This is a genomic window from Bacillus sp. FDAARGOS_235 (assembly GCF_002073415.2).
GTDB lineage: Bacteria > Bacillota > Bacilli > Bacillales > Bacillaceae_G > Bacillus_A > Bacillus_A toyonensis.
Genome location: NZ_CP020437.2, coordinates 1,453,341 through 1,467,988, shown reverse-complemented (window position 1 = coordinate 1,467,988; position 14,648 = coordinate 1,453,341). Strand labels below are relative to the sequence as shown.

Sequence of the window (14,648 nt, the reverse complement as noted above, 5' to 3'; positions counted from 1 at the left end):
GGAGAAAAACGGATGAAAATTGCCTTAATCGCACATGACAAAAAGAAAAATGACATGGTTTCGTTTGCGTACGCATATAAACCGATTTTTGAAAAACATGAATTATTTGCAACAGGAACGACAGGACTTCGCATTATGGAGGCAACTGGCTTAGATGTAACAAGATATCAGTCGGGTCCTCTTGGTGGCGATCAAGAAATCGGAGCCATGATTGCAAAAAACGATATGGATATGGTGATTTTTTTCCGAGATCCACTAACTGCTCAGCCGCATGAACCAGATGTAAATGCATTACTTCGTTTATGTGATGTATATGCGATTCCACTTGCAACGAACATGGCAAGTGCTGAAATGTTAATGCACGCATTAGAACGAGGGGATTTAGATTATCGCAAGTTAAGAAAATGAGGGGAACAATTATGAGTGGATTACATATATTAGCGTTTGGTGCTCATGCCGATGATGTTGAAATCGGCATGGCGGGTACCATTGCAAAATATACGAAGCAAGGGTTTGAAGTAGGTATTTGTGATTTAACAGAAGCTGACCTTTCTTCAAATGGAACGATAGAGTTGAGAAAAGAAGAAGCAAAGACCGCAGCTCGTATAATGGGAGTAAAAACGAGACTGAATTTAGCGATGCCAGATCGTGGCTTGTATATGAAAGAAGAGTTTATACGTGAAATTGTAAAGGTAATCCGTACATATAAACCAAAACTCGTTTTTGCACCATATTATGAAGATCGTCATCCAGATCATGCAAATTGTGCAAAGCTTGTGGAAGAGGCTATTTTTTCAGCAGGAATCCGTAAATATATGCCAGAACTTCCACCACATCGTGTGGAGTCTTTTTATAATTATATGATTAATGGTTTTCATAAACCGAATTTTTGTATAGATATTAGTGAGTACCTATCGCAAAAAGTGGAAGCATTAGAAGCGTATGAAAGTCAGTTTTCAACAGGGAGTGATGGTGTTAAGACGCCGTTAACAGAGGGTTACGTTGAAACTGTGGTCGCTCGTGAGAAGATGTTTGGGAAAGAAGTTGGAGTCTTGTATGCCGAAGGATTTATGAGTAAGAAACCGGTTTTATTACATGCTGATTTAATAGGGGGATGTAAATGAAATTAAAAATAGGTATTACATGTTATCCTTCTGTAGGTGGTTCTGGAGTTGTTGGAACAGAATTAGGAAAGCAATTGGCGGAACGCGGGCATGAAATTCATTTTATTACATCGGGTTTACCATTTCGATTAAATAAAGTGTATCCAAACATTTATTTTCATGAAGTGACGGTGAATCAATACTCTGTATTTCAATATCCACCATATGATTTAGCATTAGCGAGTAAAATGGCAGAGGTTGCACAAAGAGAAAGTCTTGATATTTTACATGTGCATTACGCAATACCACATGCAATTTGTGCTTATTTAGCGAAACAAATGATTGGAGAGCGTATTAAAATTGTTACAACCTTGCATGGAACAGATATTACTGTGTTAGGTTCCGACCCTTCGTTAAATAATTTAATTCGTTTTGGTATTGAGCAGTCTGATGTTGTTACTGCTGTCTCGCATTCATTAATTGACGAAACGCATGAGCTTGTAAAACCAAATAAAGACATTCAAACGGTATATAACTTTATAGACGAACGTGTATATTTCAAGCGTAATATGTCTCAATTAAAGAAAGAATACGGTATAAGTGAGAGTGAAAAGGTACTTATTCATATTTCAAATTTCCGTAAAGTGAAACGTGTGCAGGATGTTGTTCAGGCATTTGCTAAAGTTGCTAAAGAAGTTGATGCGAAATTGCTTCTTGTTGGAGACGGACCAGAATTTTGTACAATTTTACAGATAGTGAAGAATTTACATATTGAAGATCGCGTTTTATTCCTAGGGAAGCAAGATAATGTTGCAGAACTGCTTGCGATGAGTGATTTAATGTTGCTTCTATCAGAGAAGGAAAGTTTTGGTCTTGTTTTATTAGAAGCGATGGCGTGTGGTGTACCTTGTATCGGAACAAGGGTTGGAGGTATTCCAGAAGTCATTCAACATGGTGAAACAGGATATTTATGTGAAGTTGGCGATACAACAGGTGTGGCCAATCAAGCCATTCAGCTATTAAAGAATGAAGAGCTTCACCGTAATATGGGAGAGCGAGCAAGAGAAAGTGTTTATGAGCAGTTCCGCTCAGAAAAAATCGTCTCACAATATGAAGCAATTTACTATGACATACTAAGGGATGACAAAAATGGAAAGATTTAAAAAAGCTAGTTCTATTATTGAGATATTAAAACAACAAGGACATGAGGCTTATTTTGTTGGTGGGAGCGTACGAGATCTTATTATCGATAGGCCGATTGGAGATATTGATATTGCGACATCTGCTTTACCAGAAGAAGTAATGGATATATTCCCAAGACATGTTCCTGTTGGTCTTGAGCATGGAACTGTAATTGTTGTAGAAAATGGTGAACCTTATGAGGTAACCACTTTTCGAACAGAAAGCGAATATGAAGATTTTCGAAGACCTAGTAGTGTTCAATTTGTTCGTTCATTAGAAGAGGATTTAAAACGTCGTGATTTCACAATGAATGCGATTGCCATGACAGAAGAAGGCGAAATGGTGGATTTATTTGCTGGGCAGGAAGCGATTCAAAAGAGAGAAATTGTGACAGTTGGAAATGCAGCGAATCGTTTTCAAGAAGACGCACTAAGAATGATGCGTGGCATTCGGTTTGTAAGTACGTTAGGGTTTTCTTTAGAAACGAAAACGAAGCAAGCGATTGAAACGTATGGACACTTGCTAGAACATATAGCAATTGAGCGCATCACAGTAGAGTTTGAGAAACTGTTAACTGGTACCTATTGTGTGAAGGGCCTCAAAGAATTAGTAGAGACGAAGCTATTTTCTCATTTGCCCTATTTACAAATGTCAGAAGAGAGACTGTTAAAAGCTACGCAGTATAAATGGGATTCTTTTGAAACAGACATTGAGGCATGGGCATTTTTCTTATATTGTATCGGAGAAGAGCATCCATCTGTATTTTTACGTCAATGGAAGTTTTCGAATAAAAAAATAAAAGATATTGTCGCAGTTTTATTAACAATTCGTACGAGAAAGGAGAAGGATTGGGATACAGTCCTTCTTTATAAAACGGGAATTCATATCGCTGAAATGGCAGAGAGAGTATATGAAGCGATGATTGAAAACTATAACCCTACATCTGTTAAACGAGTACAATCAATGTTTCATGCATTGCCAATCAAGGGTCGTCAAGAAATGAATGTGAGTGGGAATGATCTATTAAACTGGGCGAATAAAAAGCCTGGTCCGTGGGTTGCTGAAATGCTTCAAAAAATCGAAGAAGCGATCGTACAAGGAAATGTAGTTAATGAGAAAGAGAGTATAAGGGAGTGGCTGCAAAGATGCAATCTACTATAAGAAAGCAGTTGTTGCAAGTTTTTTCTGAAGCGGATGGAGAGTTTGTATCTGGCCAAACGATTAGTGATAAACTTGGTTGTTCAAGAACCGCTGTGTGGAAACATATGGAGGACCTTCGGAATGAGGGATATGAACTTGAAGCTGTGCGTCGATTAGGTTACCGCATTGCGGGGAAGCCAGACAAAGTAACTGCTAATGAAATTCAGTTAGGATTACAAACAGAGCGTATCGGTAGAACGGTTTATTTTGAAGAATCGGTTGAATCTACTCAGCATATTGCAGCAAAACTTGCTTATGAAGGAGTAGAAGAGGGAACAATTGTCGTTGCGGAAGAGCAAACTGCAGGTAGAGGCCGTTTAAGTAGAAAGTGGCATTCGCCAAAAGGAACAGGAATTTGGATGAGTATTATTTTGCGTCCATCGATCCCGGTTCATCATGCCCCGCAGCTCACTCTGCTAGCGGCTGTTAGCGTTGCACAAGCAATTGAAAAATGCACAGGTGTAAATGTAGGAATTAAATGGCCGAATGATATTTTAATTCAAGGTAAAAAGGCTGTAGGTATATTAACAGAAATGCAAGCGGATCCTGATAAAATCAATGCTGTCATTATGGGAATTGGTATTAATGCGAATCAAAAACAAGAACATTTTGATAAGGAAATTCAGCAAATTGCCACTTCTTTAGCGATTGAATCAGGTAAGCCAATTGTTCGTGCGGAACTTATGCAACAAATCTTTTTACAACTAGAAAAATTATATGAAGAGTATTTACAAAATGGTTTCTCTGTAATTAAAATTCTTTGGGAAAGTTACGCTGTGAGCATCGGGAAAGAAATTACTGCCCGAACGATGAGACAGACGATTACGGGGCTAGCAAAAGGGATTACAGAAGAGGGTGTATTGCTTCTGGAGGACCATGAAGGGAAAATACATCATATTCATTCTGCGGATATCGAAATGAAGTAAAAGAAGTTCCTTTTTTGGAACTTCTTTTTTATTTCAATATTTTTGAGTAGGCTTTGTAATGTGACAATACACTTTTTACAACTTAAGTTGTATGTAGAGTAACGTTCGATTAGCGCTGCTTATTATTTGATTATTACTTTTCCTTCCATTCCTTTAAGGAGATGGTATCTACATATTAATTCATATGTACCAGTATTTTTAGGTTTTACGGTAATGTTTTTTTCTTTTCCTGACTCAACTACGACGTCAATTCCGAGTTTTTTCACTGTAAAGGTGTGCTCGTTCTTACCTTTATTTTTTAATAACAATGTTGTTGTTTCTTCAATCGGAATAGTGATGACATTCGGATTAAAGTAATCATCGTTAAGTTCGACTTCAATCACTTTCGTTGACTCAATAGGTTGTGTTACGACGTTAGCTGAGGCAACTACGTTGATGGAGTCTAAAGTTATCACACTCACAATCATTACAAACAAACCGAGTAATGGAAATAACCACTTGTTCATAGACATTCGCAATTCTCCTTTTCTAAGTGCTTTTCTTCAATTAACCTGCATCATTAGTTTTAGGCTTATACTATACAGTCAAATAAAATATCAGTATCTTTAAATCAATTTTTTGCATTTAAATGGATTACAAAAGAAATTAACTTGGAGTTGTAAGGTATGTATGGGAAACACACCCACTTATTTTTTAGGACTGAATTCTCTGTAAAAACTATATAGCATATACACTATCTAGTTAAATTTCACATACCGTAATGGAAATAAAAAATTATTTTTTCAAAAAAATGTAGTAATTTCTTTTTGTACTTTGCTATAATTAGTTCGAATGTGGGCAGTATCAGAGCGAACTGCACCATGATTCGAAGCAGTACAAAAAATAATAACTTGGATTCTGCCTTGATCCAATAACGGACTGGGACAGAGGGATGAATAATGCCGACTAACACACAACCCTTCTGCCCTTTTATGGCCAGAGGGGTTTTTTATATGATTTCGGCCATCGCCTCTCTCCTGCATAAAGGAGGAGTAGTTTTTGAAAACAAAAACAGATTTTTTGAAGATGAAAGAGCAAGGTGAGCCGATTACGATGCTAACGGCGTATGATTATCCTTCTGCTAAATTAGCAGAAGAAGCTGAAGTTGATATGATTTTAGTTGGAGATTCTCTTGGGATGGTTGTACTCGGATATGATTCAACAGTACCTGTAACAGTAGAGGATATGATTCATCATACGAAAGCTGTACGCCGCGGAGCGAAAGAAACATTTATTGTAACTGATATGCCGTTTATGTCTTATCACATATCGTTACAAGAAACGATGGTGAATGCACGCCGCATCGTTCAAGAGAGCGGAGCACATGCACTGAAAGTAGAAGGTGCTGGAGAAGTTATATCAACGATTCATTATTTAACGAATGCAGGAATTCCCGTCGTAGCGCATTTAGGTTTAACTCCTCAATCTGTGGGAGTATTGGGTGGATATAAAGTGCAAGGAAAAGATGCTGAAAGTGCAAAGAAATTAATAGACGATGCAAAGAAATGTGAGGAAGCTGGTGCGATAGCACTTGTGTTAGAATGTGTGCCAATGCAGTTAGCGGAATTAATTTCGAAGCAATTAACAATTCCAATAATAGGGATTGGAGCGGGACAAAAAGTAGATGGGCAAGTTCTTGTATATCATGATCTCATCTCATATGGGGTAAATCGTGTTCCGAAATTCGTAAAACAGTATACGTCTGTTCAAGAGGAAATTGTACGTGGGATTTCTCAATATGTTGCTGAAGTGAAGACAGGGCAATTTCCTGAAGAGAAACATTCGTTCACAATGAAAGAAGAAGAATGCTTAGCGTTATACGGGGGAAAACAGTAATGAAAATCATAACTACAGTGCAAGAGATGCAGCAAATTACGAGCGAACTTCGTACAAGTGGAAAGAATATTGGTTTTGTTCCAACGATGGGGTATTTACATGAAGGGCATGCTACTTTATTACGCAAGGCAAGAGAAGAAAATGAAATTGTAGTTTTAAGTGTGTTTGTAAACCCACTACAGTTTGGGCCGAACGAAGATTTAGAGCGATACCCTCGTGATATTGAGAGAGATGAAAGTGTAGCAAAAGAAAACGGTGTGGATTATTTATTTTATCCGAGTGTAGAAGAAATGTATCCGGCAGAACAAACAACAACAGTAGAAGTTGTAAAGCGTACTGACGTATTATGTGGAAAACAAAGACCTGGTCACTTTTCTGGAGTTGCGACTGTACTAATGAAATTATTTAATATTGTAATGCCAAATCGTGCTTATTTCGGTATGAAAGACGCACAACAAGTTGCTGTAATTGAAGGATTTGTAACTGATTTCAATATTCCAGTAACGATCGTACCAGTTGATATTGTAAGAGAAGAAGATGGATTAGCAAAAAGTTCTCGTAATGTGTATTTATCACAAGAAGAACGTGAAGAGGCTTCTCATTTATACCGCAGTCTATGTATAGCGAAAGAAAGAATTGAGGCAGGCGAACGTAATTCAGAAATCATTACAAATTTTGTGAAAGAACATATTGAGACGTATACGAAAGGTACTGTAGATTATGCGGATTTATATGCATATCCGTCATTTGCAATAGTAGGGGAAATGGAAGGAAGAATCATTTTAGCTATTGCAGTTAAGTTTGAAAATGTAAGATTAATTGACAATATAACATTAACGGTTAAATAAGGGGGAGCATCTATGTTTCGCACAATGATGAGAGCAAAGTTACATCGTGCAACTGTAACGGAGGCAAATTTAAACTATGTAGGTAGTATTACAATAGATGAAGATTTAATGGATGCAGTAAATATTGTAGAGAACGAAAAAGTTCAAATTGTAAATAATAATAACGGTGCGCGCTTAGAGACATATGTTATTAAAGGCGAACGCGGTAGCGGTGTTATTTGTTTAAACGGTGCTGCAGCAAGGCTTGTACAACCGGGAGATAAAGTAATTATAATTTGTTATGGCTTAGTTACGGAAGAAGAGGTTCATAAACAAGAACCAAAAATTGCAGTGTTAGACGATCAAAATCAAATTGTTGAAATGTTAGGTGCTGAAAAGGCTGGTACAATATTATAAAAGAGGAAAGCTATCTCTATATCAGGAGATAGCTTTTTTGTGCATCTTTTCATTAAGATGAGATAAAACGTGGTATAGTAACATTATATGAATTATTGTTGTTTGAAAGGTAAGAAATTGAGGTGTTACATATATGAGTAAACGTTATGTCGTTGTTGATTTAGAGACGACAGGAAACTCCTGGAAAGACGGGAAAGATAAAATTACCCAAATTGCAGCTGTTGTAGTAGAAGATGGAGAGATATTGGAAATTTTTTCATCTTTTGTTAACCCAAAGAGAGAGATTCCCGTATTTATTACAGAATTAACAGGGATTGATGAAAGTCTCGTAAAACAAGCCCCGTTATTTCAAGATGTAGCCCCGATGATTGTTGAGCTATTACAAGGTGCCGCTTTCGTTGCGCATAATGTTCACTTTGATTGGAATTTTTTAAACGAAGAATTAAGGCAGGTTGGATATACAGAAATACATTGTCCTAAAATCGATACGGTTGAATTGGCACAAATTCTTTTGCCAACAGCCGATAGTTATAAATTACGTGATTTAGCTAAGAAACATGAACTCGAACACGATCAACCACATCGTGCGGATAGTGATGCTCTTGCGACAGCAGAGTTGTTTTTACAATTTTTAAATGAAATTGAAAAATTACCACTTGTTACATTACAATCACTTTATGAATTGAGTGATGTTTTCCAAAGTGATATAGCTGATGTGCTTTCTGAAAATATTCTAAAGAAAGTAATGCATGGTAAAGAAATAAAAGCGGAATATGAAGTGTATCGCAATATTGCACTGAGAAAACGGAACTATTCCTTAAGTCTTGGAGAAACATATTCATTAAAATTTGATGCTTTCTTGAATAAAACGATGGATAAACTGGAATTACATATGCCGAAGTTTGAAAGAAGAGAAAGTCAGCAAATGATGATGAAAGAGATATATACGGCGTTAAGAGATTCTCGTTTTTCTCTTATTGAAGCAGGTACAGGGACGGGAAAGACTCTTGCTTATTTACTTCCTAGTCTTTATTTTGCGAATAAAAAAGAAGAACCTGTCGTTATCAGTACACAAACGGTACAACTTCAACAACAAATACTTGAAAAAGAAATTCCGTTATTGCAAAAAATAATGCCATTTTCATTTGAGACAGCTCTTCTAAAAGGGAGAAAGCATTATCTTTGCTTACATAAATTTGAATATGCTTTGCAAGAGGAAGAAAAAAATTACGATATGGCACTTACGAAGGCGAAAATTTTAGTTTGGTTATTAAAAACTGAAACAGGTGACCGAGATGAATTAAATATTCCAGAGGGCGGAAAGTTACTTTGGAATCGTATTTGTAGTGATGCGTATAGTCCGGGCGGTATGCAAAGTAATTGGTTTAGTCGATGCTTTTATCAGCGAGCGAAAAATAAAGCTTTATTTGCAGATATCGTTATTACAAATCATGCATTATTATTTCAAGATTTTTCAAGTGAAGAACCACTGTTTTCTTCATGTGAACATATAATTTTTGATGAAGCTCATCATATTGAAGAAGCTGCGAGTAGAACACTAGGTGAGCAGTTCTCTTGTATGTATTTTCAATTGATTTTATCTCGACTTGGTACACTAGAAACGGATGATGTGCTTTCTAAAGTATATAAAATGATGAAAAAATCAGAGCAAGCATCTCGTTCTACTTTCCGTATGATAAGCCATAGTTTGAAGGAACTTAAATTTGATGCGGATGAACTATTCCAAATGTTACGTACTTTTATATTTAAACAAACAAAGCAAGAACAAGGAACAAACAATATGCCGCTCATTTATCGATATAACACGGAAGTAGAGCAAGGTAAGTTGTGGGATAGTATTGTTGAGTTAACAAATCGTTTTGTATATGAATTAAGAAGAATAGTGACCATATTTGAGAAACAAGTAGATATATTGCAAAGTAAGTTAGAGTGGGAAATGCATGTTGTTACGGGTGAATTTATGCATTTAAGTGGGTTACTGAGAAAGATGGCAGAATCATTACAGTTGCTCATATTGGAAAAAAATGCATATGTAACTTGGATGGAGACGGAGACGAAAGGAACGATTCATTCAACCATTTTATACGCGCAACCAGTTCATATTGGAGAAAGGTTTGCTGATGAATTTTTAACAGAAAAAAAGAGTGTTATCTTTACATCTGCAACATTAACAGTTAACGATACATTTGACTATATAAAAGAAGAGCTTGGCTTACATGATTTTGCTCCAAATACTTTACAGGTTCAATCGCCATTCCATTATGAGAAACAAATGAAATTAATGGTTTCAACGGATGTACCGTTTATTAAGCAAGTAAGTAATGAGGAATATATTGAATCTGTATCGGAACATATTGCCAAGATAGCAAAAGTTACAAAAGGGAGAATGCTCGTTTTATTCACTTCGTATGAAATGCTGAAAGAAGCGTATGCGAATTTGAAAAGCAATGATGAATTAGAAGGCTATCTATTATTAACACAAAGTGTAAACAATAGGAGTCGAAGTCGCTTAATTCGAAAGTTTCAAGAGTTCGACAAGTCAATATTGTTAGGCACGAGCAGTTTTTGGGAAGGAATCGATATTCCAGGAGATGCCTTGAGTTGCCTTGTCATTGTCCGTCTTCCTTTTACACCTCCTCATCAGCCGATGATGGAAGCGAAAGGTGAATGGCTAAAAAATCAAGGTGAGGACGTATTCGCAAAATTAACGCTCCCGCAAGCAATATTACGTTTCAAACAAGGATTTGGGCGTTTAATTCGAACGAATACTGATACGGGGACGGTAGTAGTGTTAGACCGTCGATTGACGAGTTCTTCCTATGGAAAAAGATTTTTACAATCAATTCCTAATGTACCTCTTTATGAAGGACCGTTAGAAGAGTTGTTGGTGCAATTAGAAGAACCGTCAAATGAATAAAAATTGGAAGAAAAATACGCCTGAAGTACTTATGAACTTCAGGCGTAAAAAATGTGGGTAGGAGGAATTTTATTTTTCTTACTTCTTGTATACAAAATGTATTGGTTTTCGACTTGAAACCTTTTTTTGCTGTACATGTCCTGCTATAATAGATGGGTGATGAAGCAGGGGTTGTAAAGAATGTACTCTTATTGTAACCGCATTGCGTTCTTCTATAATTAGAAATTTTTGTGTAACGGAGGAGTTTTTTCATGGAGAAGAAAATCGAAGTACTATCAACGACGCGTATTAAATATTCGTCAGATTTGTATAAAATTGTTGATAGTTTGAATCGTACGTTAAAAGAGCAGGACCTCATGTTCGGATTAGCATTAGACGAAAAAGACAAAGAAACAGCTGTATTTACGATTTACAGAACGTAGTGATACAATGAAAAAGTGGATCTTTGCAATCATTATCGTTATCGTTGCTAGCGGAATATATGGGGCGTATGTTTATAATAAAGCGATGGATAAGAAAATTCCCAAAGAGTCGAAATCTGTAGAAATTGCTAAAGAAAAAGCAAAGCTTACAAAAGTGACATCTGTTGATTATTACAACGGAAAAGCTGCATATACAGTCGTACAGGGTACAGATGAAAAGGGAGAACATCTTATCGTTTGGGTGCCTGAGAAAAAAGGGGATACCGTAGTAAGGAAAAAGAGTGAAGGTATTTCCGAAAAAGAGGCTATACAAAGAACAATAGAACAAGTCGGCGATAAAGAATCAAAAAGAAAGCCGAAAGAAATTCTGAAAGTGAAATTAGGCTTTGAAAAAGGTATTAGAGATGGTGTACCAGTAGAAGTACCATTATGGGAAGTTACATATATTGATTATGACAATCGTTATAATTACTACTATCTTGAATTTAAAGATGGGTCGTTTTTAAGACGATATAGCGCTCAAAAATAGATGTAGGGGGAACTACAAATGAAATTAGCAAAGCGAGTAGCTGCTTTAACACCGTCTTCAACTTTAGAAATTACAGCAAAGGCACAAGCGTTAAAGGCAGAAGGTCATGATGTAATTGCATTAGGGGCAGGAGAACCTGACTTTAATACACCAGAGCATATTATGGAAGCTGCGCATAAAGCGATGTTAGAAGGACATACGAAATATACGCCAACAGGTGGATTACAATCGTTAAAACAAGAAATTGTGAAGAAATTTACGCGCGATCAAGGAATTCAGTATGATCCATCTGAAATTATTGTATGTAATGGTGCAAAACATGCATTATATACATTATTCCAAGTGTTGCTTGATGAAGGAGATGAAGTTATCATCCCAACTCCTTACTGGGTAAGCTATCCAGAACAAGTAAAGCTTGCTGGCGGTAATCCGGTTTATGTAGAAGGTTTAGAAGACAATGAGTACAAAATTACAGCAAAGCAGTTGCGTGAGGCAATTACAGAGAAAACGAAAGCAGTTATTATTAATTCACCGAGCAATCCAACAGGAATGATTTATAGCAAAGAAGAATTACAACAGCTTGGAGAAGTATGTTTAGAACATAATATTTTAATCGTTTCAGATGAAATTTATGAGAAGTTAATTTATGGTGGTGCGGAATATACTTCAATTGCCCAGCTTTCTAATGCATTAAAAGAACAAACCCTAATTATTAATGGTGTATCTAAATCTCATTCTATGACAGGATGGCGTATTGGATATGCAGCTGGAAATAAGCAGCTGATTAAAGCGATGACGAACTTAGCGAGTCATAGTACGTCAAACCCTACTTCAATCGCTCAATACGGCGCAATCGCGGCATATGCAGGCTCACAACAACCTGTAGAAACAATGCGCCAAGCATTTGAAGAGAGATTAAACATTATTTATGATAAATTAATTCAAATCCCTGGCTTTACTTGTATTAAACCGCAAGGCGCGTTTTACTTATTTCCTAATGTAAAAGAGGCTGTAGCTTTATCAGGATATGATACAGTTGATGAGTGGGCGAAAGCTTTATTAGAAGAGGAAAAAGTTGCTCTTGTGCCGGGTACAGGATTTGGGGCTCCAAATAACGTTCGTTTATCATATGCGACATCTCTTGAACAAGTAGAGAAAGCATTAGAACGTATTCATACGTTTATGAAAAGTAAAGTGAAAGCTTAATTGTATATTTCGTTAATACAATAAAAAACCTCTCTATATAATAGGGAGGTTTTTTTGACGAATTGTGGCAAAAAGAAATAGCGAAAGGTGTGTTATACTAGAGAACGAGGTGTTTGGTGATGAAAAAGAAAATGATGTTACAGTGGTTTGAACAGGGAAGCATTGCGATTCCAAAATTACTTATGATGCATTATAAAAAATTAGGGTTAAATGAAACGGAATTTATGGTTTTACTTCATGTGCATACATTTTTAGAATCGGGAAATTCGTTTCCGACTCCGTCGGAGATTTCCGAACGAATGACAATAGCGGAAATGAAATGTATGGAAGTAATTCAAACATTGATTCAAAAAGGTTTTTTATCACTAGAAGGTGGACAAAGATCAGAAGCGATGATGTGTGAAAGTTATTCTTTACAACCGCTATGGGAAAAAATATTGCATTTCTTAATGAATGAATCAATAGAGGAAGAACAAAAAGAAAAAAAACAACTGCAAGTAAATTTATATACAGTATTTGAAAAAGAATTCGGAAGACCACTTTCTCCATTTGAATGTGAAACATTGGGAATGTGGGAGGATCAAGATCAACATCATCCGAATTTAATTCAAGCGGCTCTACGAGAAGCTGTGATGAGCGGTAAGCTGAACTTCCGATATATTGATCGTATTTTATTTGAGTGGAAAAAGAATGGAATTAAAACAGTAGATCAAGCTCAAAATCAAGGACGGAAATTTAGAGCAAATCAGCAACGAGCGCAACAAGTAACAACACAAGAGACGAAATTTACTGGGAAAGTGCCTTTTTATAATTGGTTGGAGCAGTAATGTAGGAGGAAGTCTATGTTAAATAAAACGCAAATTCGTTATTGTTTAGACACAATGGCGGATATGTATCCAGAAGCACATTGTGAATTGATTCATGATAATCCATTCGAACTTGTAATTGCAGTGGCATTATCTGCACAATGTACAGATGCACTTGTAAATAAAGTGACGAAAAATTTATTTCAAAAATATAAAACACCAGAAGATTATTTAAGTGTTTCTCTAGAAGAGTTACAACAAGATATACGTTCTATTGGATTGTATAGAAATAAAGCAAAAAATATTCAAAAATTGTGCCGAATGTTATTAGATGATTACAATGGAGAAGTGCCGAAAGATCGAGATGAGCTTACGAAGTTACCTGGTGTAGGACGGAAGACAGCAAATGTTGTAGTATCGGTAGCATTTGGGATACCGGCAATTGCTGTCGATACGCATGTAGAGCGGGTGAGCAAACGATTAGCGATTTGTAGATGGAAAGACTCTGTATTAGAAGTCGAAAAAACATTAATGAAGAAAATTCCGATGGATGAATGGGGCGTTACACATCACCGTTTGATTTTCTTTGGACGTTATCACTGTAAAGCGCAGCGACCACAATGTGAAGAGTGTCGATTGCTAGAAGTGTGTCGCGAAGGAAAGAAGCGAATGAAGGGGAAATAAAGGATGGAGCGAGTTATAGGAGTACCGAAAGAATTTCGGTACTTACCATTTTTTCAAAAAAACGCAAATTCGATTAAGTATCATACAGACCAATCTTTTGAAGAAATCATACAAAATACTTACTTTATATTTGATATAGAAAGACAATATGAGCCGTGGAATGAAATTGAAAACAGTATTCCGGTAATGTTGAATGTATGGAAAAATAAGCATGAAGACATTGCCACATTATTTCGAAACAGAAAGAAACAAGAAGCTGAAGGCCCGATGATTCTTTTTGCAGCACATTTGTTATCAATTGTATATTGGCTAAATGAGCAACCTGTTCATAGTTTGAATGAAATGGAAGATTACACGAGTGAATTGGAAGTACAACCAGTTAATTTTATGGAGCGATATTCGTTCATTATAAAGAAACCAAATAATTATCATTCTTATATTCAGTTAGCACAGTTGTATATTGAAATAGAAAAGTTATATGTAAAGAAAATGATAACAAAAAAGAAGTCCTTTCCTCGTTAAGAGAAAGGACT

16 protein-coding genes are annotated in these 14,648 nt (G+C 36.2%); 15 read left to right on the top strand and 1 reads right to left on the bottom strand.

What is annotated here, in order from left to right; genetic code table 11:
- Nucleotides 1-12 precede the first annotated feature (12 nt).
- Genes A6J74_RS09135 through A6J74_RS09115 form a run of 5 tightly spaced genes read left to right on the top strand, consistent with a single transcriptional unit; the run spans nucleotide 13 to nucleotide 4,411 of the window.
- A complete protein-coding gene (locus A6J74_RS09135) occupies nucleotides 13-408 on the top strand; it encodes a methylglyoxal synthase (RefSeq protein ID WP_000684758.1) in 396 nt (131 codons plus the stop codon).
- Between the two features lie 11 nt (nucleotides 409-419).
- A complete protein-coding gene (gene bshB1 / locus A6J74_RS09130) occupies nucleotides 420-1,124 on the top strand; it encodes a bacillithiol biosynthesis deacetylase BshB1 (RefSeq protein WP_000015658.1) in 705 nt (234 codons plus the stop codon).
- On the top strand, nucleotides 1,121-2,266 hold the full coding sequence (gene bshA / locus A6J74_RS09125; protein WP_000768312.1) for an N-acetyl-alpha-D-glucosaminyl L-malate synthase BshA: 1,146 nt from the start codon (nucleotides 1,121-1,123) through the stop codon (nucleotides 2,264-2,266). Before bshB1 ends, bshA begins: the two co-directional genes overlap by 4 nt.
- Complete coding sequence (locus A6J74_RS09120; RefSeq protein ID WP_000439298.1) at nucleotides 2,253-3,446, top strand: CCA tRNA nucleotidyltransferase; 1,194 nt, start codon at nucleotides 2,253-2,255, stop codon at nucleotides 3,444-3,446. Before bshA ends, A6J74_RS09120 begins: the two co-directional genes overlap by 14 nt.
- Nucleotides 3,431-4,411: a biotin--[acetyl-CoA-carboxylase] ligase gene (locus tag A6J74_RS09115; RefSeq protein ID WP_001192039.1), complete on the top strand. Its 981-nt coding sequence runs from the start codon at nucleotides 3,431-3,433 to the stop codon at nucleotides 4,409-4,411. The genes A6J74_RS09120 and A6J74_RS09115 overlap by 16 nt, the downstream gene beginning before the upstream one ends.
- Nucleotides 4,412-4,533: 122 nt before the next feature.
- Here the strand turns inward: A6J74_RS09115 and A6J74_RS09110 are convergent, their stop codons facing one another.
- Complete coding sequence (locus A6J74_RS09110) at nucleotides 4,534-4,923, bottom strand: cupredoxin domain-containing protein (RefSeq protein ID WP_000062349.1); 390 nt, start codon at nucleotides 4,921-4,923, stop codon at nucleotides 4,534-4,536.
- Nucleotides 4,924-5,449: 526 nt separating this feature from the next.
- On the opposite strand from A6J74_RS09110, the gene panB reads away from it, so the two are divergent.
- The 10 genes from panB (at nucleotide 5,450) to A6J74_RS09055 (ending at nucleotide 14,637) form a co-directional block, all read left to right on the top strand.
- Nucleotides 5,450-6,286 (top strand): 3-methyl-2-oxobutanoate hydroxymethyltransferase, encoded by an 837-nt coding sequence (gene panB, locus A6J74_RS09100; RefSeq protein ID WP_000851101.1) that lies wholly within the window; start codon nucleotides 5,450-5,452, stop codon nucleotides 6,284-6,286.
- Nucleotides 6,286-7,134, top strand: coding sequence for a pantoate--beta-alanine ligase (panC, locus tag A6J74_RS09095; protein ID WP_000692374.1), 849 nt, complete (start codon nucleotides 6,286-6,288; stop codon nucleotides 7,132-7,134). Before panB ends, panC begins: the two co-directional genes overlap by 1 nt.
- Before the next feature lie 12 nt (nucleotides 7,135-7,146).
- Nucleotides 7,147-7,530 (top strand): aspartate 1-decarboxylase, encoded by a 384-nt coding sequence (panD, locus tag A6J74_RS09090; RefSeq protein ID WP_000490175.1) that lies wholly within the window; start codon nucleotides 7,147-7,149, stop codon nucleotides 7,528-7,530.
- 133 nt (nucleotides 7,531-7,663) lie between these two features.
- Nucleotides 7,664-10,468: an ATP-dependent DNA helicase DinG gene (gene dinG / locus A6J74_RS09085; protein ID WP_000044979.1), complete on the top strand. Its 2,805-nt coding sequence runs from the start codon at nucleotides 7,664-7,666 to the stop codon at nucleotides 10,466-10,468.
- 251 nt (nucleotides 10,469-10,719) lie between these two features.
- Complete coding sequence (locus A6J74_RS09080; protein ID WP_000412179.1) at nucleotides 10,720-10,890, top strand: YpmA family protein; 171 nt, start codon at nucleotides 10,720-10,722, stop codon at nucleotides 10,888-10,890.
- A gap of 7 nt (nucleotides 10,891-10,897) precedes the next feature.
- Complete coding sequence (locus A6J74_RS09075) at nucleotides 10,898-11,419, top strand: cell wall elongation regulator TseB-like domain-containing protein (RefSeq protein WP_000758736.1); 522 nt, start codon at nucleotides 10,898-10,900, stop codon at nucleotides 11,417-11,419.
- Between the two features lie 18 nt (nucleotides 11,420-11,437).
- Nucleotides 11,438-12,625, top strand: coding sequence for an aspartate transaminase AspB (gene aspB, locus A6J74_RS09070; RefSeq protein ID WP_000761566.1), 1,188 nt, complete (start codon nucleotides 11,438-11,440; stop codon nucleotides 12,623-12,625).
- A 119-nt stretch (nucleotides 12,626-12,744) separates the two neighbouring features.
- A complete protein-coding gene (gene dnaD, locus A6J74_RS09065) occupies nucleotides 12,745-13,452 on the top strand; it encodes a DNA replication protein DnaD (RefSeq protein ID WP_000728536.1) in 708 nt (235 codons plus the stop codon).
- Nucleotides 13,453-13,467: 15 nt separating this feature from the next.
- Nucleotides 13,468-14,115, top strand: a complete 648-nt coding sequence (gene nth / locus A6J74_RS09060; RefSeq protein WP_000933024.1) for an endonuclease III — start codon at nucleotides 13,468-13,470, stop codon at nucleotides 14,113-14,115.
- A 3-nt stretch (nucleotides 14,116-14,118) separates the two neighbouring features.
- Entirely contained in the window at nucleotides 14,119-14,637 is a 519-nt protein-coding gene (locus tag A6J74_RS09055) for a YpoC family protein (protein ID WP_000442696.1), read from the top strand.
- The last annotated feature ends 11 nt before the right edge of the window (nucleotides 14,638-14,648 follow it).

What these genes read in the sequence shown, in the direction of transcription:
- A6J74_RS09135 (WP_000684758.1), top strand. Translation starts at nt 13, where the DNA reads ATGAAAATTGCCTTAATCGCACATGACAAAAAGAAAAATGACATGGTT.
- bshB1 (WP_000015658.1), top strand. Translation starts at nt 420, where the DNA reads ATGAGTGGATTACATATATTAGCGTTTGGTGCTCATGCCGATGATGTT.
- bshA (WP_000768312.1), top strand. Translation starts at nt 1,121, where the DNA reads ATGAAATTAAAAATAGGTATTACATGTTATCCTTCTGTAGGTGGTTCT.
- A6J74_RS09120 (WP_000439298.1), top strand. Translation starts at nt 2,253, where the DNA reads ATGGAAAGATTTAAAAAAGCTAGTTCTATTATTGAGATATTAAAACAA.
- A6J74_RS09115 (WP_001192039.1), top strand. Translation starts at nt 3,431, where the DNA reads ATGCAATCTACTATAAGAAAGCAGTTGTTGCAAGTTTTTTCTGAAGCG.
- A6J74_RS09110 (WP_000062349.1), bottom strand. Translation starts at nt 4,923, where the DNA reads ATGTCTATGAACAAGTGGTTATTTCCATTACTCGGTTTGTTTGTAATG.
- panC (WP_000692374.1), top strand. Translation starts at nt 6,286, where the DNA reads ATGAAAATCATAACTACAGTGCAAGAGATGCAGCAAATTACGAGCGAA.
- panD (WP_000490175.1), top strand. Translation starts at nt 7,147, where the DNA reads ATGTTTCGCACAATGATGAGAGCAAAGTTACATCGTGCAACTGTAACG.
- dinG (WP_000044979.1), top strand. Translation starts at nt 7,664, where the DNA reads ATGAGTAAACGTTATGTCGTTGTTGATTTAGAGACGACAGGAAACTCC.
- A6J74_RS09080 (WP_000412179.1), top strand. Translation starts at nt 10,720, where the DNA reads ATGGAGAAGAAAATCGAAGTACTATCAACGACGCGTATTAAATATTCG.
- A6J74_RS09075 (WP_000758736.1), top strand. Translation starts at nt 10,898, where the DNA reads ATGAAAAAGTGGATCTTTGCAATCATTATCGTTATCGTTGCTAGCGGA.
- aspB (WP_000761566.1), top strand. Translation starts at nt 11,438, where the DNA reads ATGAAATTAGCAAAGCGAGTAGCTGCTTTAACACCGTCTTCAACTTTA.
- dnaD (WP_000728536.1), top strand. Translation starts at nt 12,745, where the DNA reads ATGAAAAAGAAAATGATGTTACAGTGGTTTGAACAGGGAAGCATTGCG.
- nth (WP_000933024.1), top strand. Translation starts at nt 13,468, where the DNA reads ATGTTAAATAAAACGCAAATTCGTTATTGTTTAGACACAATGGCGGAT.
- A6J74_RS09055 (WP_000442696.1), top strand. Translation starts at nt 14,119, where the DNA reads ATGGAGCGAGTTATAGGAGTACCGAAAGAATTTCGGTACTTACCATTT.